This window comes from Streptomyces sp. ADMS (assembly GCF_033441795.1).
In the GTDB taxonomy this organism is placed as follows: Bacteria; Actinomycetota; Actinomycetes; order Streptomycetales; family Streptomycetaceae; genus Streptomyces.
Window position 1 is genome coordinate 1 of sequence record NZ_JAVFVX010000052.1, and the last position, 22,329, is coordinate 22,329.

The following is a 22,329-nucleotide window of genomic DNA, read 5'->3' on the forward strand; positions in this document are numbered from 1 at the left end:
CGGCCGAGTCGGGGGAGACCTTCACCAGGCGCTGGTCGGTCCAGTGGACCAGGTCCGTGGACTCCCACACCATGATCGACTTGCTGCCGTGCCGCTGGACGTGATCCCAACTGCCGCTGCTGTTCCGGTACATGCGCAGATCGGTCGCGTTCATGTAGAACCTGTCGCCCTCGGGAGAGCGGATCACGAACGGGTCGCGCAGCCCCTTCTCGCCGATGGTGGAGGTGAGGACCGGCTTGCCCGCGTTCAACTCCCGCCAGTGCAGCGGGTCGTTGCCACGGCTGAGGGCGTACCGGATCTGCTCGCCGTCGGCCGTGCCCTCACCGGTGAAGTAGGCGAAGAGGTAACCGGCGTACTTCTGCGCCGATTTCGGCTCAGGCTTCTGTACGTGCTTCTGCTGCGTCACGGGTGGTGCTCCTGAGGCGGCGGGGCTGGGCGGGGCGGCGAGGAGGGCGAGGAGCAGGGCCGCCAGGGGGATGAGGGGGAGCAGGAAGGTGCGGGCGAGGTGGGGGCGCATGACACATCCTGTGGGAGTCTGATGGTTTCTGTTGAGGTGATCGTCCTCGGAGTCTCACCAGCGGGGGACAGCGCGTCAATCGGTGCGGACGAGGCCGCTGGGACCGAAAGTTTCGCTTCCTTTCGTACGGACCACGGCAACCCTTTTCAGCCGGGCGGCAACAGGACAGCAGAGCCGGGCTGCGACCCCACCTCATCGAGGCCGCAGCCCGGTTCACGTCCTGAAAGGACAAACACGGACCCGGCCCCGAGGAAAGGAACGTCCCGTGCGCATCGGCACCGGTCGTCACCGCAGAACCCGCACCCTCTCCGTCGCCGCCGCGGTGGCCCTCGCCTCCGGTGCGGGCGGCGTCCACCTGGGCCTCTCGCCCGACGGAGCGAGCGCTGCCACCGGCACGGTCACCGTGTCCAGCACCGCCGAGCTGGAGTCCGCGGTGAGGAACGCGGCGGCCGGCAGCGTCATCCAGGTGCGCGCCGGCACGTACTACCCGACGGCCACCCTCAAGTCTACGGCGAACGGCACCAGTTCGGCGCGGATCACACTCCGGGCGTACGGCGGCGAGAAGGTGAGAATCGACGGGTCCAAGCTGCCCGCCGGTTCCTGGCTGGCCGGGATATACGGCGACTACTGGACCGTCCAGAACCTGACCTTCCAGAACTCCCCGGCCCAGGGCTTCGTCGTCACCTCGTCCACCGGCGGGATCTTCAGGAACCTGGTCACCGCGCGCAACGGCGACTCCGGCTTCACCCTGCGCGGTGACGGCACCAGCGGCAACCTGGTCCAGAACCTGGACAGTTACCTCAACTACGACCCCGCCGGCCACGGCCAGAACGCCGACGGCCTCGCCATCAAGTTCGGCTCCGGGACCGGCAACAGGATCACCGGAGCGCGCCTCTACAACAACGCGGACGACGGGCTCGACCTCTGGCAGTTCTCCACCCCCGTCACCGTCGAGCACACCTGGGCCTTCGGCAACGGCAGGAACCGCTGGTCCGACTCCGCTTTCGAGGGCAACGGCAACGGCTTCAAACTGGGTGGCGGAGGGGCCTCGGTCGCGCATGTCGTCAACAACAACGCGGCCTGGGACAACACCCTGCACGGGTTCACGGAGAACTCCAACACGGGCGCGATCCTTCTCAACCGCAACACGGCCTACGCCAACGCCCAGTCCGGCTTCTACTTCGCCACCGGCAAGGCGCGGCTGGCGAGGAACCTCGCGGTGGGCAACAAGGGCGCCCTGTCCAAGCTGGGCTCGTCCACCGTCTCGGCCGCCAACAACTGGGACAGCGGTGTCCCGACACCGGCGCTGAAGTCGAAGGACGCGACAACGGCGTACGGTGCCCGGCAGGTGAACGGCTCGCTGCCGGTCACCACGTTCCTGACGGTTGCCTCGACGGTCATTGGTTCGACCATGAACTGACATACGGCAAAAGAGAGTTGAGCCCCCGCCGGTCGTCACCGGCGAGGGCTCTCTGACTGGCCGAGGGGGGCTCAGGCCAGCAGATCCAGGCAGTCGAACGAGGTGCCCGGGCTGAGGAACGCCGTGCCGCTCGAACCACTGACGATGTTGATCTTCAGTACGTTGTACTGCCCCGCGTCCGTCATCCACGCACTACCAGGGACGCTGTACGTGAACGTACGGTTGTTCCCCCGGTACGAACCCGTGGTGAGAGATCGCGTCGCGGGCTGCGAGGGTGCCGAGGGGATCGTCGGCACCCAGTCGTTGACCGTGACGCGCGGGCGCCCGCCCGCGAAGGCGTCCGTCACGCCGATGCGCAGGGTGTGCGCGGCGCGGGCCTGGGGCGGCGGTCAGCGGTGCGTCTCGTGGTCGCCACCCGCGCGGAAAGGGTTGCCGAGTCTGCCGAATTTCTTCACGAGTCGGGCCTACGCCGTCACGAATCGCCCTCGTCCGACTCGTCGTTGCTGTCCTGTCCTGCGAAGTCGCCCTTCACCGCCCGCTGTTCACCCGCAGCCGTCGCCGTCACCGCGTATGTGTCGTCCTTGGCGTCCCGGCCGCCGCGTGTGTGGTCGTACTGGCCGGCGAAGACGTACTCGCCCGGCCAGACCGTGCGGCCCTCCTTGAGCACCCAGGTGTAGACCAGGAAGCCGTCGCGCTCGGCGACCGTCAGCTCGAAGTCGTCCTCCGGAGCCGACCGCCAGGCACCCGCGGAGGTGACCCCGTCGGTCTCGGCGACCTTCAGCTCGACTGTGAGCGTGGTGAGTTGCTCGGACGTCTTGATGGTGACGTTGCTCTGTGCCCAGAAGTCGTTGCTGTGCGGATCGACCGAACCGTCCGACCACAGCGGCCCGTCCTCGGTGCCCTTCGCGGCTGGCGCAGCCGCCGTGTTCGACGCCTCCGGCGTCGGAGTGGGCGTCGAACTCGGCTTGTCGTCCTGAGTGTTGCCGCCCGACGGTTCAGGGGCCGGCTGGACCGGTGCCCGGCTGGTCGCGTCCGGTGACGGGGTCGGCAGCGGTGACACCGAGACGGTCGGGTCGGCCGGGGTCTCGTCGCTCTTCACCGCCGAGGCCAGCGCGTATCCGCCCATCGCGAGGATCCCGGAGACCGCCGCGGTCGCGCCGGCGACCCGCGCCCAGCCCAGCAGCGGCGGACGGGTCGCCCGGCGCCGTGGGCGCTTCTCCTCGGGACCGGCGGCCATACCGCGCTCGACCCGCGCGAGGATGCGCGCGCGGTCGGGCTCGTACGCCTCGGCCGCCTCGCGCAGCCCGGCGCGCAGCTCGTCGTGCGGCGTCCTCATCGGTTCGTTCCTCCCGCTCCGCCGGTGGTGCGCACAGGGGTACGCACTCGAAGCGGGGCCTCGTCGCTGCCAAGGAGCCGCTGCAGTTCGGCCATTCCCTTGGACGTCTGGCTCTTAACCGTACCGACAGTAACGCCCAGGGCGAGCGCCGTGTCCTTCTCCGAGAGGTCGAAGGCGTGCCGGAGCACCACACACGCCCGCTTGCGGAACGGCAGCCTGCGCAGGGCTTCCTGGACGTCTATGGCGCCCGGTATGTCGGGATTCTCCGTCTTCTCTTCCCGCTGCGACCAGAACAGTGTGATCCGCCGGCGCTCCCGGACCGCGCTGCGGATACGGGTTTTGGCCAGATTGGCGACCACGCCACGCGCGTACGCCACCGGGTGATCGGCGGCCCGCACCCGGTCCCAGCGGTGCCACAGCGCGAGCAGCGCGTCCGCCGCCAGGTCGTCGGCGGCGTCCGCCTCGCCCGTCAGCAGGTGGGCCAGGCGTGCGAGCTCTGCGTAGTGCCGCTCGAAGAAGGCATGGAACTCCACGGAGGCTGCGTCGTCGACGACAGTGCCCACGGGCGACCTCTCCCCCTTAGATTCGCTGAGTTTTCCCAGGCCGGCGGCGGCTGCCGGCCGAAGCCGGGCGTCTGCGTATACGGCCGCTGTGGTGCGCCGGTGAAGAGGTGGTGATCGTTTGGCGCGAGAGCCGAGAGAGTATCAGGCGTGCGTACGGCTCTTCGAGTGTCGTACGACAGGTCGATCCTGATTCCGTAACACGGAGAAAACCTGAGAACGGTTCAACACAGGAACAATCCAGCCAGCATCCGCACACAGATCATTCAGGCAACGAGGAGTATCCGCCATGTCCGAACCACAGAAGGTGGCTGACCGGCCGGGCGCCGCGCCCCCCGCGGCGAACAGCGTCGACGGCTTCTTCAAGATCTCCGAGCGGGGGTCCACCTTCGCCCGTGAAGTACGCGGCGGCTTCGCCACGTTCTTCACGATGGCCTACATCCTTGTCCTGAATCCCATCATCCTGGGCAGCGCCAAGGACAAGTTCGGGCACCAGCTGGACAGCGTCCAGCTCGTCACCGCCACCGCCCTGGTGGCCGCGGTGATGACGATCATCATGGGCGTGGGCGGCAACCTTCCGCTCGCGCTCGCCGCGGGCCTCGGCCTCAACGCGGTGGTCGCCTTCCAGATCGCCCCGCTGATGAGCTGGGACGACGCGATGGGCCTGGTCGTCCTGGAGGGCCTGCTGATCTGCGTCCTCGTGGTGACCGGCCTCCGCGAGGCGATCATGCACGCGATACCGGGGCCGCTGAAGGCGGCGATCGGCGTGGGCATCGGCCTGTTCATCGCCTTCATCGGCTTCGTCGACGCCGGCTTCGTCACCCGCATTCCGGACGCCGCCAACACCACGGTCCCGGTACAGCTCGGCGGCGCGGGCACGCTCAGCGGCTGGCCGATCCTCGTCTTCTGTCTCGGCGTTCTGCTGACCATCGGCCTGTTCGCGCGCAAGGTGAAGGGCGCGATCCTGATCAGCATCGTCACGATGACGCTCGTCGCGCTCGTCATCAACTCGGTCGCCGACATCAAGAGCTGGGGCCTGACCACGCCGGCCTGGCCCGACAAGATCGCGGACACCCCCGACTTCGGGCTGATCGGCGACTTCAGCCTGTTCGGCGCGTTCGGCGAGACCACGGTGATCACCGTCGTCCTGCTGATCTTCACCCTCATCCTGTCGGACTTCTTCGACACCATGGGCACGGTCGTCGGCATCACCGCCGAGGCGGGCCTCCTCGACAAGGAGGGCAAGGTCCCCAACCTGGGCCGCGTGCTGCTCATCGACGGCGCGGCGGCGGTGGCGGGCGGCGCGAGCTCGTCGTCCTCGGCGACCTCGTACATCGAGTCGGCGGCGGGCGTCGGCGAGGGCGCGCGCACCGGTTTCGCCAACCTGATCACAGGCGGCCTGTTCGCCTGCGCGCTCTTCCTGACGCCGGTCCTGACGATCGTCCCGATGCAGGCCGCCGCCCCCGCCCTGGTCGCGGTCGGCTTCCTGATGATGACCCAGGTCAAGCAGATCGACTGGGACAAGTACGAGATCGCCATCCCCGCGTTCCTGACGATCGCCGTGATGCCGTTCACGTACTCCATCACCAACGGCATCGGCGCGGGCTTCCTGGCCTACGTCCTCATCAAGACGGTCCTCGGCAAGGCGAAGGAGGTCCACTGGCTCCTGTGGGGCACGAGCGCGTTGTTCCTGATCTACTTCGCGATCGACCCCCTCCAGCAGCTCTTCGGCACGAAGTAGTCGCCGGCGCAGGCAACCCCGCGCCCTTGACGGGGGCGCGGGGAACTGCGCGAAATCCCACGACGGCACCACAGCCGAACAGCTCACCCGGCCAGCGCGGCGCTCATCATCGCCCTGGCGACAGGCGCGGCCAGCCCGTTCCCACTCACCTCGGACCGGGCCGCCCCCGACTGCTCAACCAGAACAGTCACCGCGACTTCCTTCCCGCTGGAGTCGGACCTCGCATAGGACGTGAACCAGGCATAGGGCGTCTGGCTGTTGTTCTCCCCATGCTGAGCCGTACCCGTCTTGCCTCCCACCGTCGCCCCGGCGATCTGCGCGTTCGTCCCGGTACCGTCGGAGACAACCGTCTGCATCGCCGACTGCAACTGCTCGGCCGTCTCCGAGCTGACGATCTCCTTGGTCGACGCCTCGCTGTCGTAGTCCTCCAGGGCGTCCCCGTCGGAGTTCGTGACCTGGGACACCATGTGCGGCGAGACCAGCTTGCCGCCGTTGGCTATCGCGGCGGACACCATGGCCATCTGGAGCGGCGTCGCCGTGACATCGAACTGTCCGATGCCCGTCAGCGCGGTCTCCGACTCCTCCATGTCCGAGGGGTACACGCTCGTGTACGCCCGTACCGGTACGTCCTGCTCGTCGTCGTTGAAGCCGAACTTCTCCGCCATCGCCCTGACCTTGTCCTGCCCGAGGTCGACGGCCATCTTCCCGAACACGTTGTTGCAGGAGTACTGGAGGGCGACCCGGATCGTGGCGTTCTCGCAGGGCGCGTTCGGATTCTCGTTCGTCAGCTCGCGGATCGTACCCGGCAGCGTGTACGGGTCGGGGCTGTCCGTACGGTCGTCCACCGACCCGTACAGCCCGTCCTCCAGGGCCGCCGCCGCGACCACCAGCTTGAACGTCGAACCCGGCGGCAGCGGCTGCCGTATCGCCCGGTTGACCAGCGGTTTGTCGGGGTCCTTGTTGAGCTTGGTCCAAATGTCGCCGTCGCTCGCCCCGGTGATCGTCGACGGGTCGTACGACGGCGTGGAGACCATGGCGAGGATCCTGCCGGTCTTCGGGTCGATGGCGACGGCCGCGCCCTTCTTGTCACCGAGCGCCGCGTACGCCGCCTTCTGTACGTCCGGGTCGATCGTCGTGATCACGTTCCCCGGGGCGGCGTGCTCGTTGGTGACCGTGTCCATGACGGTGGTGAGTCTGCTGTCCGAGCCGTCGAGCACGTCCTTGTAGATGCCCTCAAGCTGCGTCGGCGCGAACAGCGGCGTGCTGTATCCGGTCACGGCGGCGTAGAGCTCGCCGTCCGTGTACGTCCGCTGGTACTTGAGATCTCCGCTGCCCGTCTCCTTCGAGCCCGTGACCGACTCGCCGGCCACGATGATGTTCCCGAGCGGGTTCGCGTACAACGCGATCGCGTTCCGCCGGTTCTTGCTGTCGTCCGCGAGCGCCTGACCGTCGTAGAACTGCACCCATGTCGCCCTGACCAGCAGCGAGAGCACGAGCAGCAGCGAGAAGACGGAGGCGCGCCTGATCGTCTTGTTCATCCCCTCCGAAGACGACCGGCGCGGATCGGAACGTTCCCCTTCGCCTGATTTCTCATGGCACATTCAGGAAACGCGGGAGGGTGTAAGGGACACCTGTGCCGTCCTGTGCCGTCCTGTGCCGTCCTGTGCCGTCCTGCGACGGTCATGCCTCCAGCGTCAGCACGACCTCGTCGATCTCCGCGCCGCGCGCCTGCGCGTACCCCCGGTCGTGCCCGGACACGCGGAAACCGCACTTCTCCAGGACCCGCAGCGAGCCCGCGTTGTCGGCGGCTGCACGCGCGTGCAGCGGGCGCTCGGGGACGGCGGCGACGAGTGCGCGCAGGGCGGCGGTCGCGATACCGCGTCCCCAGTAGGCGCGGTCGATCCAGTACGTCACCTCGCGGGAGCCCGGCTCGCCGTACACTGCCGCGCTGCCCACCACGTCACCGTCGACGAGGACCGTGCGCTGCAGCACGTCCGGTGCGGCGCGGATCCGTTCCCAGTGGGCGTCGAAGGCGCCTCGGTCGGTCGGGTCCTTCGCCGTGAACGCCGCCATCCACAGCGACTCCGGGTCGTTCGTCTGCCGGAAGAAGACCGGCAGGTCACTGTCGTGGACCTCGCGCAGGACGATGTCCATGGAATCCGTGTACCGCATCACTCAGAGCCTCCGTGTGGCCAGCGTCAGCCGGTCCCGGGCGTCGAAGAGGGCGTCCTTGACCATCTGTTCGTGGGCCGGGGTGAGCCGGGCGACCGGCACAGAGCAGCTGATCGCGTCCCGCGCGGGCGTGCGGTAGGGGACGGCCACGCCGAAGCAGCGCAGCCCCAGCGTGTTCTCCTCGCGGTCCACCGCGAAGCCCTGCTCGCGCACCAGGCGCAGCTCCTCGATGAGCTTCTCCCGGTCGGTGATCGTGTGCTCGGTCAGCGCGGGCAGCGTCTCCGGGAGCAGCTTGCGGACCTGCTCGTCGGTGTGGGTGGCCAGCAGCGCCTTGCCGAGGGAGGTCGAGTGGGCGGGCAGCCGGCGGCCGACCCGGGTGAAGGGGCGCAGGTAGTGCTGCGACTGGCGGGTGGCGAGGTAGACGACGTTCGTGCCGTCGAGCCGGGCCAGGTGGATGGTCTCCGTGGTGTCGTCGGAGAGCCGGTCGAGGGTCGGGCGGGCCACCGCGACCACTTCGTCGCCGTCGATGTAGGAGGTGCCGACCAGCAGCGCCCGTACGCCGATGCCGTACCGCGTGCCCGTAGCATCGGTCTCGACCCAGCCGAGGTCGACGAGCGTACGCAAAAGCATGTAGAGACTGGACTTGGGGTAACCCACGGCCTCCTGGACCGCCGCCAGGGAGTGCATGCCGGGACGCCCGGCGAAGTATTCCAGCAGTTCAACGGTCCGTACCGCGGACTTGACCTGCGCCCCGCCGCCTGTCTCGGCTGCCGACATCGCCCTTGACCCCTTCGTTCGACGGGAAATAGTCTCCAACAGCATATTCATCATCAGAGACGGCGTTCAGCATATCGAACGCACCTGGTGGATGACACAGGAAATACGCATCACAAGCGGCAGCACGCTGCCGAAGAACCGGCAACACACGTGGCAACAAAAATGGAGGGACCCCCGGTGGCAGCAGCACCAGTCTGGAGTGTCGACCCCCGTACCGGGAAGCAGCGGGAGCAGGTTGCGGTCGAGGCCACAGCCCAGGAGGTGGACGCCGCCGTCCGCGCGGCCCACGCCGCCCGCCCGGCCCTCGTGGACCGCACGGTTCGCGCGGCCTTCCTGCGCAGCGCCGCCGAGCAGCTCGAAGCGGCCAAGGACCAGCTCGTCGAGGCCGCCGACGCGGAGACCGCGCTCGGCCCGGTCCGGCTGACCGGCGAACTCGCCCGCACCTGCTACCAGCTGCGGGCCTTCGCGGACATCGTCGACGAGGGCGCCTTCCTCGACGTCGTCATCAACCACCCCGACGACACCGCGACGCCGCCGATCCCGGACCTGCGCCGCTACAAGGTCCCGCTGGGCGTCGTCGCCGTCTACTCGGCCTCCAACTTCCCCTTCGCCTTCTCCGTGCCCGGCGGTGACACCGCGAGCGCGCTCGCGGCCGGCTGCCCGGTGGTCGTCAAGGCGCACCCGGACCACCCGGGCCTCTCCGAGCTGGTCGCGGCGGTCCTGCGCCGGGCCGCGGCCCAGCACGACATCCCCGACGGTGTCGTCGGTCTGGTCCACGGCTTCGAGGCGGGCGTCGAGCTGGTCAAGCACCCGCTGGTCGCGGCGGCCGGCTTCACCGGTTCCGTACGAGGCGGCCGTGCTCTCTTCGACGCGGCGGCGGCCCGTCCGGTCCCGATCCCGTTCCACGGAGAGCTGGGCTCACTGAACCCGGTGGTGATCACGGAGGCGGCCGCCAACGAGCGTGCCGAGGCGATCGGAACGGGCCTCGCGGGCTCCATGACGCTGGGCGTCGGCCAGTTCTGCGTGAAGCCCGGCCTGGTGCTGGCCCCGGCCGGCGCGGCGGGCGACCGTCTGCTGAAGTCCCTGACGGACGCGGTGAGCGACACCGCGTCCGGCGTTCTCCTCGACCACCGGATGCGAGACAACTTCGTCGCCGGTGTCGCCGAGCGCGCCGAACTGCCCGAGGTCGAGTCCCCGGTGACGCCGGGCGCGGGCGGCGAGCACACGGTCAGCGCGGGGTTCCTCACGGTGGCGGCGGACAAGCTGGCGGCCGAGGGGGCGTACGACCTGCTCCTGGAGGAGTGCTTCGGGCCGGTCACCGTGGTGGCACGCTACGCGGACGACGCCGAGGCGAACGCCGTTCTCTCGCGACTGCCGGGGAACCTGACGGCGACGGTCCACCTGTCGGCCGAGGAAGCCGCGGGGGAGGGGCGTGGGGCGGAGATCCTCGCCGAGCTGACGCCGCTGGCCGGGCGTGTACTGGTGAACGCGTGGCCGACCGGGGTCGCTGTGGCCGCGGCCCAGCATCACGGGGGGCCGTACCCCGCCACGACGTCCACGTCGACTTCCGTCGGCGGCACGGCTGTTGAGCGGTGGCTGCGGCCGGTGGCTTATCAGAACGCGCCTGCCGCGCTGCTGCCGGTCGAGCTGCGGGACGAGAACGAGTTGGGGCTGCCGCGTCGGTTCAACGGTCAGCTGGAGCGGTAGCGCTGATCGCTGGTGGGGTGCGGGATTCGCGGCTGCGGGCCCGTTGTGGCCTGTCGCGCCCGCGCGGCGGAGCCGCATATCGGCACAGCCCCGCACCCCTTAAGTCCGCCTGTCTTCCGCTGCGATAATCAGGCAATGGACTTGGAGCTTTCCCCACTGCCCTTTCCCCTCCGTACGTATGGACCCGACGGGCACTGGTCCTTCGAGGACGGGGTGCTCACCGGGTGGGCCGGGCCCCGGCAGGACCGGTTCGTGCCGCCCACCGGGGAGGCGCTGGATCCCGCCGCCGACGCGCCGCGGCTGCTGGGCGCCCCGGAGGGGGAGTTCCAGCTGATCGCCCGGGTCACCGTCGGGTTCGGGGCGGCCTTCGACGCCGGGGTGCTGTACGTCCATGTCGGCGAACGGGCCTGGGCCAAGCTCTGTCTGGAGTACTCCCCGGATGTGCCCACCGTCTGCACGGTGGTCACCCGGGGACACTCCGACGACGCCAACTCCTTCACTGTGGGCGGCAGTTCGGTCTGGCTCCGGATCAGCCGCACCGGCCGGGCCTTCGCCTTCCACGCCTCGCGCGACGGCGAGAGGTGGACCTTCGTCCGCCTGTTCACCCTGGGCGACGAGAAGGAGGCGGACGCGGCCCTGGTCGGCTTCATGACCCAGTCGCCGATGGGGGAGGGGTGCGTGGTGACGTACGACCACATCGAGTTCCGCCCGGAGTGGCCGAAGGATCTGCGGGACGGCAGCTGAGCGCTGCGCTGGGCCTGAGCCGGGCGCCGTCGGATGTGCCAGGTCAGGTGTCGGGCGGTGAGGGTCTGCGGGGGCTGGTCGCAGTTCCCCGCGCCCCTGGGTCGAACCGCCGGTCCGAAAAAGGATCCCCCGCCCCAGCACCGACTCACCCACCACCCGTAAGCGCTGCGCGGCCCCCGCCGGGGGCCGCGCATACGTCGCAGGGAACCCGGGAATGATCCGCGCTGCTTGAACGTTCATCCACCCAGCGGGGAGCGTCTCCGTACCCGTCAGACCTGGAGAGCCGAAGACATGCGCGTCGAGATCTGGAGCGACATCGCCTGCCCCTGGTGCTACGTGGGCAAGGCCCGCTTCGAGAAGGCGCTCGACGCCTTCCCGTACCGCGACGGCGTCGAGGTGGTGCACCGGTCCTTCGAGCTGGACCCGGGGCGGGCCAAGGGTGACATCCAGCCCGTGCTCACGATGCTCACCAAGAAGTACGGCATGAGCGAGGCGCAGGCGCAGGCCGGTGAGGAGAACCTGGGGGCGCAGGCCGCCGCCGAGGGGCTCGCGTACCGGACCCGGGACCGTGACCACGGCAACACCTTCGACATGCACCGCCTGCTCCACCTCGCGAAGGACAAGGGGCGCCAGGACGAGCTGATCCAGCTCTTCTACCGGGCGAACTTCGCCGAGGAGCGGTCCGTCTTCGGCGACGAGGAGCGGCTCGTGGAGCTGGCCGTCGCCGCCGGCCTCGACGCCGACGACGCCCGGGGAGTACTCGCCGACCCGGACGCGTACGCCGACGCCGTACGCGCGGACGAGCGCGAGGCCGCCGAACTGGGCGCGGGCGGGGTGCCGTTCTTCGTCCTCGACCGGAAGTACGGCGTCTCCGGCGCCCAGCCCGCCGAGGTCTTCGCCCAGGCGCTCACCCAGGCATGGGGTGAACGGCCCGCTCCCCTCAAGGTCGTCCAGGCGGAGGGAAGCGAGAGCGCCGAGGTCTGCGGGCCCGACGGGTGTGCCGTGTCCCAGAAGTAGTGCCGGCTGGAAAACCACAGGTCAGGGCTGATGTATAAGCAGTTCTTCGCGGTGCCGTGCAGAATTCGGCAATGGACGGGGAGATCTCCGGGCCGCACAGTAGTGCCATGGAGACCTTCGAGAACCTCCGTAACCTCGTCCGTGCCGAGTTCGCTCCGAAGAACACCTATCTGAACACCGCGAGCACCGGCCTCCTCCCCGCCCGCGCGGTGGCCGCCATGCGCGACGCCGTGCAGTCCGTGGCCGACGGCCAGTCGCAGGACATGTTCGCCGACGTGGAGGCCTCGCGCGCCGCCTTCGCGCGGCTCGTCGGGGTGTCCGAGCGCAGGGTCGCCGCCGGGGCCTCGGTCGCCGTCTACAGCGGACTGATCGCCGCGTCGCTGCCCGCCGGCGCCGAAGTCCTCACCGCCGAGGACGACTTCACCTCCGTCCTCAACCCGTTCCACGTGCGCGGGGACCTGAAGGTGCGGACCGTGCCGCTGGAGCGGATTCCCGAGTCCGTCCGGCCGGGCACCGCCCTCGTCGCCGTCAGCGCCGCACAGTCCGCCGACGGACGCATCGTCGACCTGGGCGCCCTCCGCGAGGCCGCCCGCGAGCACGGCGCCCGTACGTACGTGGACGCCTCCCAGGCCACCGGCTGGCTGCCCATCGACGCGGATGCCTACGACTACGTCTCCTCCGTCGCCTTCAAGTGGCTCGTCTGCCCACGTGGCGTGGCCTTCCTCGTCGTACCCGAGGATCTGGGCGGACTGACACCCGTGTTCGCGGGCTGGGTCGCGGGGGAGGAGCCCTGGGCCAGCTGCTACGGCCCGGTGCAAGAACTCGCCCACTCCGCACGGCGGTTCGACGAAAGCCCGAGTCTGTTCTCCTATGCCGGAGCCCGCCACTCCCTCGCCCTGATCGAGGAGTTGGGCGTGGACACCGTACGCGCCCACGACCTCGCGCTCGCCGACCGTTTCCGCGCCGGCCTCGACCGGCTGGGGCGGCAGCCATTGGCGGCGCCCGGCTCGGCCATCGTTTCCGTCCCACAACTCGGCCACCGGCAGCCCGAGTTGAGCCGGGCCGGGGTCGAGGTCTCCGACCGGGCCGGAAATCTGCGCGCGGCCTTCCATCTCTACAACACGACTTCGGACGTCGACCGCCTCCTGGACGTCCTGTCCGGCTGAACCGGTGGCGCGAGATCCCCGGGGACGCCAGGAAGGGCGCCAAGGGGTGGTGGTGCCGGGTGGAGTCGACGCCGGACAGGACCGTCAGGTCCGTGAGACCGCCCGCCGGCGCGGAACCGCGTCGGCGGCGGGTGTACGGGGAGAGTCCGCGCCGGCCGAGGCGTACACGCCGTACGGCGGCCAGGTGCGCGCAGCCGCCGCGCGCGTCACGCGCACGGTACGGCCGCCACCGAGGACGTGGTACAGGAGGTCTTCGCCCAGCTCTGGACCAGGCCGTACGCCTTCGGCGCGCGCCGTGGCTCGCTGCGCATCTGGCTGTCGATGCTCGCCCACCCGCGTGCTCCGTGCTGCGCGCCATCCCCGATGCCTGTGGCGACTGGTCCACCTCGCCGTCCGCATCCTCGGCACGGCCGTGGGACCCGACGCGCCGCCGGTGCTCTTCGCCGTCACCGGCGGCGCGAAATGGGTGCTGGGCTCGGAGGACGAACCCGTACGGGCCGAACTCGCCCTGCATCCGGTCGACTTCTGTTTGCTGGTCGGCGGCCGCCACGCACCCGGCGAGGTGCCGCGCGGTGAGACGGGAGACACGGCGGCCGTACGTGAGGTACTGAAACTGGAACGCGCGGCCTCAGTGGCGTGGCTCTGAGTGCCACCGGTGGCGGTTCACCTCACCGGAGTGAAGTCCCGTGCCCCGATGCTGCATCCACCGCGGTTCCGCCGACCGGAGGAGCGGTCACCTCACCGGAGTGAAGTCCCGTGCCCCGATGAACTCCGGCCTGCGCACCGGTGCCGCGAACGGTTCCACCGCCTGGTTCTCCACGCTGTTGAACACGATGAAGACGTTGCTGCGCGGAAACGGCGTGATGTTGTCCCCGGACCCGTGCATGCAGTTGCAGTCGAACCAGGTCGCCGAACCCGCCCTGCCCGTGAACAACTTGATGCCGTGCTCGTCGGCCAGCGAGGTCAGTGCCTCGTCGGACGGGGTGCCCGCGTCCTGCATCTGGAGCGACTTCTTGTAGTTGTCCTCGGGCGTCGCCCCCGCACAGCCGAGGAACGTGCGGTGCGACCCCGGCATGATCATGAGGCCGCCGTTGGTGTCGAGGTTCTCGGTCAGCGCGACCGAGACGGACACCGTCCGCATGTTCGGCAGACCGTCCTCCGCGTGCCAGGTCTCGAAGTCGGAGTGCCAGTAGAAGCCGCCCGCCCCGAACCCCGGCTTGACGTTGATCCGCGACTGGTGGACGTACACGTCGGAGCCGAGGAGCTGCCGGGCCCGCCCGACGACCCGCTCGTCCCGCACGAGCTGCGCGAACACCTCGCTGATCCGGTGCACCTCGAAGACCGACCGGATCTCCTTCGACTTCGGCTCGATGATCGACCGCTCGTCGGCCCGGATGGCCGGATCGGTGATCAGCCTCTCCAACTCGGCCCGGTAGAGCGCGACCTCGTCGTCCTCCAGAAGCCGGTCGAGTGCCCGGAAGCCATCACGCTCGTACGCCATGAGGTCGGCCGCGGTGAACGGTCCGCGCGTGTCCGGCGCACCCCAGAGGACCGGGTCCTGACGCGGGACGGTCACCTCCGCGGCGCCACGGGTGGGGTACAGGTCGGTGGGGGTTGACGTGGGTGACATGGGTGTCAGACCTCCTCGGAGTCGGGGGCGAAGTCGGGTTCCGTCAGCAGGGGATAGACGCCGTTCTCGTCGTGGTCCTCGCGGCCGGTCACGGGCGGGTTGAAGACGCACAGACAGCGGAAGTCCTCCTTGATCCGCATGGTGTGCCGCTCGTGCCCGTCGAGGAGGTACATGGTGCCGGGAGTGATCGTGTACGTCCGGCCGGTCTCGTCGTCGGTCAGCAGGGCCTCGCCCTCGACGCACACGACGGCCTCGACGTGGTTCGCGTACCACATCGACGTCTCCGTGCCCGCGTACAGGACGGTTTCGTGAAGCGAGAAGCCGACCCGCTCCTTGGCGAGGACGATGCGTTTGCTCTCCCAGGTGCCGGACGCCGCCTTCACATGCCGGTCGGTGCCTTCGATGTCCTTGAACGAACGGACGATCACGGTGCTCAACAACCCCTTTCGTGGGTGATCGGTGATCTATGCGGTCTCGCGCACGGCGCGGGCCACGATGCGCAGGCCCTCGTCCAGTTCCTCGGGCGTGACGGTGAGCGCGGGCAGCAGCTTCACGACCTCGCCCTCCGGGCCCGACGTCTCGATGAGCAGCCCGAGTTCGAAGGCCCGCCGAGCGACCCGCCCCGCACGCGCCTTCTCGTGGAACTCCAGGCCCCACACCAGGCCCCGGCCCCGGTACTCCTTGACGTCGGCGAGGTTCTCCTCGGTGATCGAGATCAACCCCTCCTCGACCTGCTCACCACGGGAATGCGTCTGCTTCTCCATGGCCGAACCGTCGGACCAGTACGTCTCCAGCGCGGCGGTGGCCGTCACGAACGCCGGGTTGTTGCCGCGGAACGTGCCGTTGTGCTCGCCCGGCTCCCAGATGTCCAGCTCGGACCTGAACAGGCAGAGGGACATGGGGAGTCCGTACCCGCTGATGGACTTCGACACGGTGACGATGTCGGGTACGACGCCCGCTTCCTCGAAGGAGAAGAAGGCACCGGTCCGCCCGCAGCCCATCTGGATGTCGTCGACGATCAGCAGCATGTCCTGACGTGCGCACAGGTCGGCCAGCGCCCGCAGCCACTCCGGGCGCGCCACGTTGATGCCGCCCTCGCCCTGCACGGTCTCCACGATCACGGCGGCCGGCTTGTTGAGACCGGAGCCCTGGTCCTCCAACAGCCGCTCGAACCACAGGAAGTCGGGGACGGTTCCCTCGAAGTAGTTGTCGAACGGCATCGGCGTGCCGTGCACCAGCGGAACGCCCGCACCGGCTCGCTTGAAGGCGTTGCCGGTCACGGCGAGTGACCCGAGGGACATACCGTGGAAGGCGTTGGTGAAGGAGACGATGGCCTCCCGCCCCTTCACCTTCCGCGCCAGCTTCAGCGCCGCCTCGACGGCGTTGGTGCCCGTCGGGCCCGGGAACATGACCTTGTACGGCAGTTCGCGGGGCCGCAGCACCAGTTTCTGGAAGGACTCCAGGAACGCGCGCTTGGCGCCGGTCGACATGTCGAGCCCGTGCGTGACGCCGTCCCGCTCCAGATAGTCGATCAACGCCCGTTTGAGTACCGGGTTGTTGTGGCCGTAGTTGAGCGATCCGGCGCCGGCGAAGAAGTCGAGGTAGGCGCGGCCGTCCTCGTCGTACATACGGCTGCCCTGCGCACGGTCGAACACCGCGGGCCAGCTGCGGCAGTAGCTGCGCACCTCCGACTCGATGGTCTCGAAGACGTTCAGGTCGGGCTGGGTCATGGTCACGGGGGTGAACTCCTTGAGGTGCGGGCGAGTCAGCCGGAGAAGTCGGGGAACCCGGAGAGCCCCGAAGGCTCGGAGAGGGGGCCTATGCGGTACAGGACCTCGGGCTCGTGCAGGGCGTTCGGCTCGCTCGGCTCACTCGGGAAGAGATCCGCGTCGAACAGCACCTCCCGCTCGACGGTGGCGCCGTGGCGCTGTGCGAACGAGGTGAACAGCCGTTCCGAGGCGGTGTTGCCCGGCGTGATGGTGGTCTCGACGGTGGTGAGCCCCTGCTCGGCGACAACCCGCCGGGTCAGCCCGTCGAGCAGCGCGGCGGCGAGCCCGCGACCCCGGTGGCCGGCGTCGACGGCCACCTGCCAGACGAGCAGGGTGCGTGGCCGGTCCGGCCGGACGTACCCGGTGACGAAGCCGACCGGTCTCCCGTCGGGGTCCCGGGCGACGGCCGAGGTGGCGGCGAAGTCCCGGCACCAGAGCAGATAGCTGTACGAGGAGTTGAGGTCGAGAACCTTCGAGTCCCTGGCGATCCGCCAGAGGGCGGCCCCGTCGGCCACCATCGGTCGGTCGATTCGCAGGTCTGTCCGTACGGCATTCATGCAAATTGAACTTACCGAGAGGAAATCAAAAACGCATCGTCGGTCGAGGTTACGTGTGGACGCGGAATATGTTATTCGGCGGACATGGAAACGCCCGGTTTGCGGGGTAAATCCCATACAAAACGGGCGCGTTGTTGCGTGCGTCACACTCGCGTAATTCGCTTGATTTGTCTGCGAAATTGTTGTGTTTAGGTCGATGAAATGCGGGCAGAAGCGTACGGGGGGCTACCCTGAATTTAATTACCTGATTTCATCGCGCATTCACGAGAAATTCGCGACCGTCGCCCGGGCCCCCTCGGTGTCCACCACGAGCCCCCGGTCTGCCAGAGCCGCACCCAGCGCGACCAGACTCCCGAGCACCGCCTCCCGCGTCGCGGCGGCCCCGTAGTGGTTGACCCGGATCATCTCCTTGGCCAGCGCGCCCCCACCCGCCGCCAGCGGCAGCGCCGGATCGGCGGCCAGAGCGCTCGCCACCAGCTCCGACGCGACGATTCCGGAGGGTGCCCGCAGGGTCGTGGCGACCGGCGCGGCATCCTCGGCCTCGTACACATACGGCTCAAGGCCGCCGCCCAGCGCGAGCACCCCGGCCCGGGTGGCCGCCGCCGCGGTGGTGTGCCGGGCGATCACCGTGTCGAGGCCCGCCGCCTCGATCCGCTCGACGCACGCCTCCAGCGCGAGCATCTCCAGCTGGGCGGGAGCGTGCGGGAGCGCGCGACGGCCACCGTCGATCCACCGCTCCTTCCAGTCCAGCAGCGAGAGGTACGACCGCCGCGGCGCCCCGGGGTTCGCCGCCATCCGCGCCCACGCCCGCTCGCTCACCGACACCGCCGACACGCCGGCCGGCCCGCCCATCGCCTTCTGTGCCCCGATCACGCACAGGTCGACACCCCACGCGTCCGGCAGCACCGGCTCGGCGCCGACCGACGCGACGGCGTCGAGATAGAAGAGGGCGCCCTGTTCCCGTACCGCCTCGCCGATCTCCGCGACCGGGTTGGTGTTGCCGGTCGCCGCCTCCGCGTGCACCAGCGAGACGAAGTCGATCTCCGGGTGCTCCGTGAACGCCTCCCGGATCTGCGCGGCCGTGGCCGCCGCGTGGAAGGGCACCGCGAGGTCGACGACCGTGGCGCCGCAGTCCCGCAGCCAGTCGCCGAACGTCTGCCCGTAGGGGCCCGTGACGACGTTGAGGGCCGTCGTGCCCGGTCCGGCGGTCCCCCTGATGGCGCCCTCCAGGGGCAGCAGCGCCTCGCCCTGCATGATCACGACGTCCTGCCCGGTGTCGAGCAGCCGTGCCACCCGGTCCTCGATCGAGGCGAAGCGCGTGGCGGTCAGGGGCGCCAGGTCCAGGAAGGGATGCGTGGTCACGGAGGTGCTCTCTTCGGATCGCGGGGTAGGTAAGCCGGGTCGAGACTAACCGGAGATCCCCCTGACCCTCGGGCCGACGGGATCCGAGGCCGCGCGACCTCGAAACCGCAGGTCGCGTGGCATCGTAACCATGGGAATAGTTTGAGAGGGTCAAACGTCTCCTTATAATCAGAAGTCACAGTCCCCCCACAGGAGGTTCCCGTGCACACGGTCCCCGGACGACGGTCCCGCATCCTGGCCGCCACCACCGCGACGGTGGGGCTCCTGCTCGTGGCCGGCTGCTCCTCGGACGACGACGGCGGCAGCGCGGCGAAGACCGCCGCCGGCGGGGTGGAACTCGCCAAGGCGGGGCAGCTCACCGTCTGCACCCACCTTCCCTACCCGCCCTTCCAGTCGGAGATCGACGGCAGGGTGCAGGGCTTCGACGTGTCGCTCGTCGACCTCGTGGCCAGGAACCTCGGTGTGAAGCAGGAGATCCTCGACACGCCGTTCGAGAACTTCAAGACGGGCGCCTTCCTCAACGCGGGGCAGTGCGACCTCGGCGCCGCCGGCATGACCATCACGGAGGAGCGCGAGAAGAACGTCGACTTCTCCGACCCGTACTTCGACGCCACACAGGCCGTTCTCGTCGACAAGAGCAGCGGCATCGCCTCCGCCGCCGACCTCCAGGGCAAGAAGGTCGGCGCCCAGGCACAGACGACCGGTGAGGACTACGCCAAGAAACAGGGCCTCGACCCGGTCTCCTTCGAGGCCTCCGACGCCGTCCTCAACGGCCTGCGCACCAAGCAGGTCGAGGCCGTCGTCATCGACTACCCGGTCGTCCAGGGCTGGCTCAAGACCCCTGCCAACGCCGACGCCTTCAAGGTGGTGGACAACCTCAACACCGGTGAGCAGTACGGCTTCACGGTGAAGAAGGGCAACACCGAGCTGCTCGCCGCCCTCAACAGGGCGATCGCCGACGCGAAGGCCGACGGCACGTACAAGAAGCTGTACGAGCAGTGGATCGGCCCGTACGACGAGTCCGCGGCCGCTCCGTCCGCGTCATGACCGAGGTCTCCGGCAAGCAAGTACAGCCCCGTAAGCAGGGGTTGAGCCGTCGTCAGAAGCGGGCGCTGTCCCGGGGCGCCCAGTACGCGCTGTTCGTCGCCGCCGTGGTCGCCCTCGCGGTGTCGGCCGACTGGGACCGGCTGCAGAACCAGTTCGCGCAGGCGGACCTGGCCGAGCAGATGTTCCCGGAGATCATCACGCTGGCGCTCAAGAACACCGTCCTCTACACCCTGTCGGGCTTCGTCTTCGGCCTGGTGCTGGGGATGGCGATCGCCCTGATGCGGCTGTCACCGGTGGGCCCCTACCGCTGGGTCGCGGGCATCTACATCGAGATCTTCCGTGGTCTGCCGGCCCTGCTGATCTTCATTTTCGTCGGCGTGGCGGTACCCCTCGCCTTCCCCGGCACGGAGATCCCGGGCGGGACGTACGGCAAGGTGGCACTGGCCCTCGGCCTGGTGTCGGCGGCGTACATGGCCGAGACGATCCGCGCGGGCATCCAGGCGGTCCCCAAGGGGCAGATGGAGGCGGCCCGTTCGCTGGGCTTCTCGCACGCCCGGGCGATGGTCTCGATCATCATCCCGCAGGCGTTCCGCGTCGTGATCCCGCCGCTCACCAACGAGTTGGTCCTCCTCTTCAAGGACTCCTCACTGGTGCTGTTCCTCGGCGTCACCCTGGAGGAACGTGAACTGGCCAAGTACGGCCGCGACCTGGCCAGCCAGACCGCCAACTCCACACCGATCCTGGTGGCGGGCCTGTGCTATCTGCTGGTGACGGTGCCGCTGGGCCTCGTCGTACGACGGCTGGAGACGAAGGCGGGGGAGGCGGTGAAGTGAGCGACGACACCAAGGACACGGGCGTTCCGGAGATCCAGGTCCGGGACCTGTACAAGTCGTTCGGCGACAACGAGGTGCTGCGCGGCATCGACCTGGAGATCGGGCAGGGCGAGGTCGTGTGTGTGATCGGCCCGTCCGGCTCCGGCAAGTCGACCCTTCTGCGCTGTGTGAACCTGCTGGAGGAGCCGACGAAGGGCCAGGTCTTCGTCGGCGGTACGGAGGTCACGCACCCGGACGTCGACATCGACGAGGTCCGCCGCCGTATCGGCATGGTCTTCCAGCAGTTCAACCTCTTCCCGCATCTGACGGTGACGGAGAACCTGACGCTGCCGCAACGCCGGGTGCTGAAGCGGGACAAGGCTCAGGCCGCGCGCGTGGCCGCGGAGAATCTGGAGCGGGTGGGCCTCTCGGAGAAGGCGAACGCCTACCCGGCGTCCCTCTCCGGCGGCCAGCAGCAACGGGTCGCCATCGCGAGGGCGTTGGCGATGGGCCCGGAGGTCATGCTGTTCGACGAGCCGACGTCGGCACTCGACCCCGAGCTGGTGGGGGACGTGCTGGCGGTCATGCGCAGGCTGGCGAACGAGGGCATGACGATGATGGTCGTCACGCACGAGATGACGTTCGCCCGCGAGGTCGCCGACCGGGTCGTCTTCATGGACGGCGGAGTGATCGTCGAGGACGGCACCCCGGACCGGGTCATCAGCAACCCGAGCCACGAACGCACCCGCCACTTCCTCTCCCGCCTGCTGGACCCCGCGATGGCGGACGTGGAGGAGGAATCGGCACCGGAGGCGGAGAAGCCGAAGGGGCCGAACTAGGGTGCCGTCCATGAGCGATCAGACGGTGCTGCAGGTGAGGGGCCGGGTCCTGGTCGGCCCGGAGGAGACCCGGGACGAGCTGTGGGTGGTCGGCGGCAGGATCACGTACGACCGCCCGCCCGGCGCCCGTGACATCCGCACGGTGGAGGGCTGGGCGCTGCCCGGCCTGGTCGACGCGCACTGCCACGTGGGCCTGGGGCCGCACGGCCCGGTGCCCGAGGACACGGCGGAGAAACAGGCACTGACCGACCGGGACGCCGGGACCCTCCTCATCCGTGACGCGGGCTCACCGTCGGACACCCGCTGGACCGACTCCCGCGAGGATCTCCCGAAGATCATCAGAGCGGGCCGGCACATCGCCCGCACCCGCCGCTACATCCGTGGCTTCGCGCACGAGATCGAGCCGGACGACCTGGTCGCGTACGTCGCCCAGGAGGCCCGGCGCGGCGACGGCTGGGTGAAGCTGGTGGGGGACTGGCTGGACCGGGGCACCGGCGACCTCTCCGCCTGCTGGCCGCGCGAGAAGGTGGAGGCGGCGATCACGGAGGCCCACCGCCTGGGCGCGCGGGTCACGGCCCACTGCTTCGCGGAGGACTCCCTGCGGGACCTGGTCGAGGCCGGCATCGACTGCGTCGAGCACGCCACGGGCCTGACGGAGGACACGATTCCCCTGTTCGCCGCGCGGGGCGTGGCGATCGTCCCGACGCTGGTGAACATCTCGACGTTCCCGAACCTGGCGGCATCCGGTGAAGCCAAGTTCCCGACCTGGTCGGCCCATATGCGACGGCTGCACGAACGCCGCTACGACACGGTGCGTTCCGCGTACGACGCGGGGATCGCGGTGTACGTCGGCACGGACGCGGGGGGCACGTTGCCGCACGGGCTGGTCGCGGCGGAGGTGGCCGAGCTGACCAAGGCCGGCATCCCGGCGGTGGAGGCGCTGTCGGCGACGACGTGGGGCGCGCGGGAGTGGCTGGGGCGGCCCGGCCTCGATGAGGGGGCGGCGGCGGACCTGGTGGTGTACGAGAGCGATCCGCGGGCGGACGTACGGGTGCTGGGGGCGCCGCTGCGGGTGGTGCTGAACGGGCGGGTGGCGGCCTGAGGTTCGCTGGAAGAACGGCCGCGTGATCGACCGGGAAGCACAGCCCTGGGTGGA

Annotated in this window: 21 protein-coding genes and 3 pseudogenes; 11 read left to right on the plus strand and 13 right to left on the minus strand. The window is 69.4% G+C overall.

Going from position 1 to position 22,329, the window contains the following annotated elements; translation table 11 throughout:
- Positions 1 to 517, minus strand: a pseudogene (locus RB628_RS22605) (1,4-beta-xylanase); the annotation flags it as partial.
- 265 nt (positions 518 to 782) lie between these two features.
- Between RB628_RS22605 and RB628_RS22610 the strand changes: the two are divergent.
- Positions 783 to 1,937: a right-handed parallel beta-helix repeat-containing protein gene (locus tag RB628_RS22610; protein ID WP_318322334.1), complete on the plus strand. Its 1,155-nt coding sequence runs from the start codon at positions 783 to 785 to the stop codon at positions 1,935 to 1,937.
- A gap of 71 nt (positions 1,938 to 2,008) precedes the next feature.
- On the opposite strand, the pseudogene RB628_RS22615 reads toward RB628_RS22610, so the two are convergent.
- The 3 genes and pseudogenes from RB628_RS22615 to RB628_RS22625 form a co-directional block, all read right to left on the minus strand.
- Positions 2,009 to 2,317 (minus strand): annotated as a pseudogene (locus RB628_RS22615) (polysaccharide lyase family protein); the annotation flags it as partial.
- Positions 2,318 to 2,409: 92 nt separating this feature from the next.
- Positions 2,410 to 3,273, minus strand: a complete 864-nt coding sequence (locus tag RB628_RS22620) for a hypothetical protein (protein WP_318322335.1) — start codon at positions 3,271 to 3,273, stop codon at positions 2,410 to 2,412.
- On the minus strand, positions 3,270 to 3,836 hold the full coding sequence (locus tag RB628_RS22625) for a SigE family RNA polymerase sigma factor (RefSeq protein ID WP_318322336.1): 567 nt from the start codon (positions 3,834 to 3,836) through the stop codon (positions 3,270 to 3,272). Before RB628_RS22625 ends, RB628_RS22620 begins: the two co-directional genes overlap by 4 nt.
- A gap of 286 nt (positions 3,837 to 4,122) precedes the next feature.
- Between RB628_RS22625 and RB628_RS22630 the strand changes: the two genes are divergently transcribed.
- Complete coding sequence (locus RB628_RS22630) at positions 4,123 to 5,574, plus strand: NCS2 family permease (RefSeq protein ID WP_318322337.1); 1,452 nt, start codon at positions 4,123 to 4,125, stop codon at positions 5,572 to 5,574.
- A gap of 83 nt (positions 5,575 to 5,657) precedes the next feature.
- On the opposite strand, the gene RB628_RS22635 is transcribed toward RB628_RS22630, so the two are convergent.
- The 3 genes from RB628_RS22635 to RB628_RS22645 form a co-directional block, all read right to left on the minus strand.
- Positions 5,658 to 7,112: a peptidoglycan D,D-transpeptidase FtsI family protein gene (locus RB628_RS22635; RefSeq protein ID WP_318322338.1), complete on the minus strand. Its 1,455-nt coding sequence runs from the start codon at positions 7,110 to 7,112 to the stop codon at positions 5,658 to 5,660.
- A 142-nt stretch (positions 7,113 to 7,254) separates the two neighbouring features.
- Positions 7,255 to 7,728 (minus strand): GNAT family N-acetyltransferase, encoded by a 474-nt coding sequence (locus tag RB628_RS22640; protein WP_318322376.1) that lies wholly within the window; start codon positions 7,726 to 7,728, stop codon positions 7,255 to 7,257.
- 21 nt (positions 7,729 to 7,749) lie between these two features.
- Positions 7,750 to 8,523, minus strand: coding sequence for an IclR family transcriptional regulator (locus RB628_RS22645; protein ID WP_105975017.1), 774 nt, complete (start codon positions 8,521 to 8,523; stop codon positions 7,750 to 7,752).
- Positions 8,524 to 8,700: 177 nt separating this feature from the next.
- On the opposite strand from RB628_RS22645, the gene RB628_RS22650 reads away from it, so the two are divergent.
- The 4 genes from RB628_RS22650 to RB628_RS22665 all read left to right on the plus strand — a co-directional run bounded on the left by RB628_RS22650 (position 8,701) and on the right by RB628_RS22665 (position 13,157).
- Complete coding sequence (locus RB628_RS22650) at positions 8,701 to 10,230, plus strand: aldehyde dehydrogenase (NADP(+)) (protein WP_318322339.1); 1,530 nt, start codon at positions 8,701 to 8,703, stop codon at positions 10,228 to 10,230.
- 135 nt (positions 10,231 to 10,365) lie between these two features.
- Positions 10,366 to 10,974, plus strand: a complete 609-nt coding sequence (locus RB628_RS22655) for a DUF1349 domain-containing protein (RefSeq protein WP_318322340.1) — start codon at positions 10,366 to 10,368, stop codon at positions 10,972 to 10,974.
- 291 nt (positions 10,975 to 11,265) lie between these two features.
- Positions 11,266 to 11,991 (plus strand): DsbA family oxidoreductase, encoded by a 726-nt coding sequence (locus RB628_RS22660; RefSeq protein WP_318322341.1) that lies wholly within the window; start codon positions 11,266 to 11,268, stop codon positions 11,989 to 11,991.
- A gap of 71 nt (positions 11,992 to 12,062) precedes the next feature.
- Positions 12,063 to 13,157 (plus strand): aminotransferase class V-fold PLP-dependent enzyme, encoded by a 1,095-nt coding sequence (locus tag RB628_RS22665; RefSeq protein ID WP_318322342.1) that lies wholly within the window; start codon positions 12,063 to 12,065, stop codon positions 13,155 to 13,157.
- A gap of 84 nt (positions 13,158 to 13,241) precedes the next feature.
- Here RB628_RS22665 and RB628_RS42680 read toward each other — a convergent pair whose 3' ends face one another.
- A complete protein-coding gene (locus RB628_RS42680) occupies positions 13,242 to 13,490 on the minus strand; it encodes a hypothetical protein (RefSeq protein WP_412180707.1) in 249 nt (82 codons plus the stop codon).
- A gap of 34 nt (positions 13,491 to 13,524) precedes the next feature.
- On the opposite strand from RB628_RS42680, the pseudogene RB628_RS22675 reads away from it, so the two are divergent.
- A pseudogene (locus RB628_RS22675) lies at positions 13,525 to 13,803 on the plus strand (hypothetical protein); the annotation flags it as partial.
- Positions 13,804 to 13,890: 87 nt separating this feature from the next.
- Here the strand turns inward: RB628_RS22675 and thpD are convergent.
- The 5 genes from thpD to RB628_RS22700 all read right to left on the minus strand — a co-directional run bounded on the left by thpD (position 13,891) and on the right by RB628_RS22700 (position 18,475).
- Positions 13,891 to 14,787, minus strand: coding sequence for an ectoine hydroxylase (gene thpD, locus RB628_RS22680; RefSeq protein WP_318322343.1), 897 nt, complete (start codon positions 14,785 to 14,787; stop codon positions 13,891 to 13,893).
- 5 nt (positions 14,788 to 14,792) lie between these two features.
- Positions 14,793 to 15,215: an ectoine synthase gene (locus RB628_RS22685; RefSeq protein WP_318322377.1), complete on the minus strand. Its 423-nt coding sequence runs from the start codon at positions 15,213 to 15,215 to the stop codon at positions 14,793 to 14,795.
- 36 nt (positions 15,216 to 15,251) lie between these two features.
- Complete coding sequence (gene ectB, locus RB628_RS22690; protein ID WP_318322344.1) at positions 15,252 to 16,523, minus strand: diaminobutyrate--2-oxoglutarate transaminase; 1,272 nt, start codon at positions 16,521 to 16,523, stop codon at positions 15,252 to 15,254.
- 29 nt (positions 16,524 to 16,552) lie between these two features.
- Positions 16,553 to 17,113, minus strand: a complete 561-nt coding sequence (ectA, locus tag RB628_RS22695) for a diaminobutyrate acetyltransferase (protein WP_318322345.1) — start codon at positions 17,111 to 17,113, stop codon at positions 16,553 to 16,555.
- A gap of 261 nt (positions 17,114 to 17,374) precedes the next feature.
- Complete coding sequence (locus RB628_RS22700) at positions 17,375 to 18,475, minus strand: pyridoxal-phosphate-dependent aminotransferase family protein (protein ID WP_318322346.1); 1,101 nt, start codon at positions 18,473 to 18,475, stop codon at positions 17,375 to 17,377.
- A 201-nt stretch (positions 18,476 to 18,676) separates the two neighbouring features.
- Here RB628_RS22700 and RB628_RS22705 point away from each other — a divergent pair, with 201 nt between their 5' ends.
- The 4 genes from RB628_RS22705 to RB628_RS22720 are packed head-to-tail and all read left to right on the plus strand — an operon-like array spanning position 18,677 to position 22,275.
- Positions 18,677 to 19,522 (plus strand): transporter substrate-binding domain-containing protein, encoded by an 846-nt coding sequence (locus tag RB628_RS22705; protein WP_318322347.1) that lies wholly within the window; start codon positions 18,677 to 18,679, stop codon positions 19,520 to 19,522.
- Positions 19,519 to 20,355: an amino acid ABC transporter permease gene (locus RB628_RS22710; RefSeq protein WP_318322348.1), complete on the plus strand. Its 837-nt coding sequence runs from the start codon at positions 19,519 to 19,521 to the stop codon at positions 20,353 to 20,355. The genes RB628_RS22705 and RB628_RS22710 overlap by 4 nt, the downstream gene beginning before the upstream one ends.
- The gene (locus tag RB628_RS22715; protein WP_318322349.1) at positions 20,352 to 21,173 is read left to right on the plus strand and encodes an amino acid ABC transporter ATP-binding protein; all 822 of its coding nucleotides are present in this window, start codon (positions 20,352 to 20,354) and stop codon (positions 21,171 to 21,173) included. The genes RB628_RS22710 and RB628_RS22715 overlap by 4 nt, the downstream gene beginning before the upstream one ends.
- Positions 21,174 to 21,183: 10 nt before the next feature.
- Entirely contained in the window at positions 21,184 to 22,275 is a 1,092-nt protein-coding gene (locus RB628_RS22720; protein ID WP_318322350.1) for an amidohydrolase family protein, read from the plus strand.
- The last annotated feature ends 54 nt before the right edge of the window (positions 22,276 to 22,329 follow it).

Coding starts and splice junctions, on each gene's coding strand:
- RB628_RS22620 (WP_318322335.1), bottom strand. CDS start 3,273: ATGAGGACGCCGCACGACGAGCTGCGCGCCGGGCTGCGCGAGGCGGCC.
- RB628_RS22630 (WP_318322337.1), top strand. CDS start 4,123: ATGTCCGAACCACAGAAGGTGGCTGACCGGCCGGGCGCCGCGCCCCCC.
- RB628_RS22635 (WP_318322338.1), bottom strand. CDS start 7,112: ATGAACAAGACGATCAGGCGCGCCTCCGTCTTCTCGCTGCTGCTCGTG.
- RB628_RS22640 (WP_318322376.1), bottom strand. CDS start 7,728: ATGGACATCGTCCTGCGCGAGGTCCACGACAGTGACCTGCCGGTCTTC.
- RB628_RS22645 (WP_105975017.1), bottom strand. CDS start 8,523: ATGTCGGCAGCCGAGACAGGCGGCGGGGCGCAGGTCAAGTCCGCGGTA.
- RB628_RS22655 (WP_318322340.1), top strand. CDS start 10,366: ATGGACTTGGAGCTTTCCCCACTGCCCTTTCCCCTCCGTACGTATGGA.
- RB628_RS22660 (WP_318322341.1), top strand. CDS start 11,266: ATGCGCGTCGAGATCTGGAGCGACATCGCCTGCCCCTGGTGCTACGTG.
- RB628_RS22665 (WP_318322342.1), top strand. CDS start 12,063: ATGGACGGGGAGATCTCCGGGCCGCACAGTAGTGCCATGGAGACCTTC.
- thpD (WP_318322343.1), bottom strand. CDS start 14,787: ATGTCACCCACGTCAACCCCCACCGACCTGTACCCCACCCGTGGCGCC.
- ectA (WP_318322345.1), bottom strand. CDS start 17,113: ATGAATGCCGTACGGACAGACCTGCGAATCGACCGACCGATGGTGGCC.
- RB628_RS22710 (WP_318322348.1), top strand. CDS start 19,519: ATGACCGAGGTCTCCGGCAAGCAAGTACAGCCCCGTAAGCAGGGGTTG.
- RB628_RS22720 (WP_318322350.1), top strand. CDS start 21,184: ATGAGCGATCAGACGGTGCTGCAGGTGAGGGGCCGGGTCCTGGTCGGC.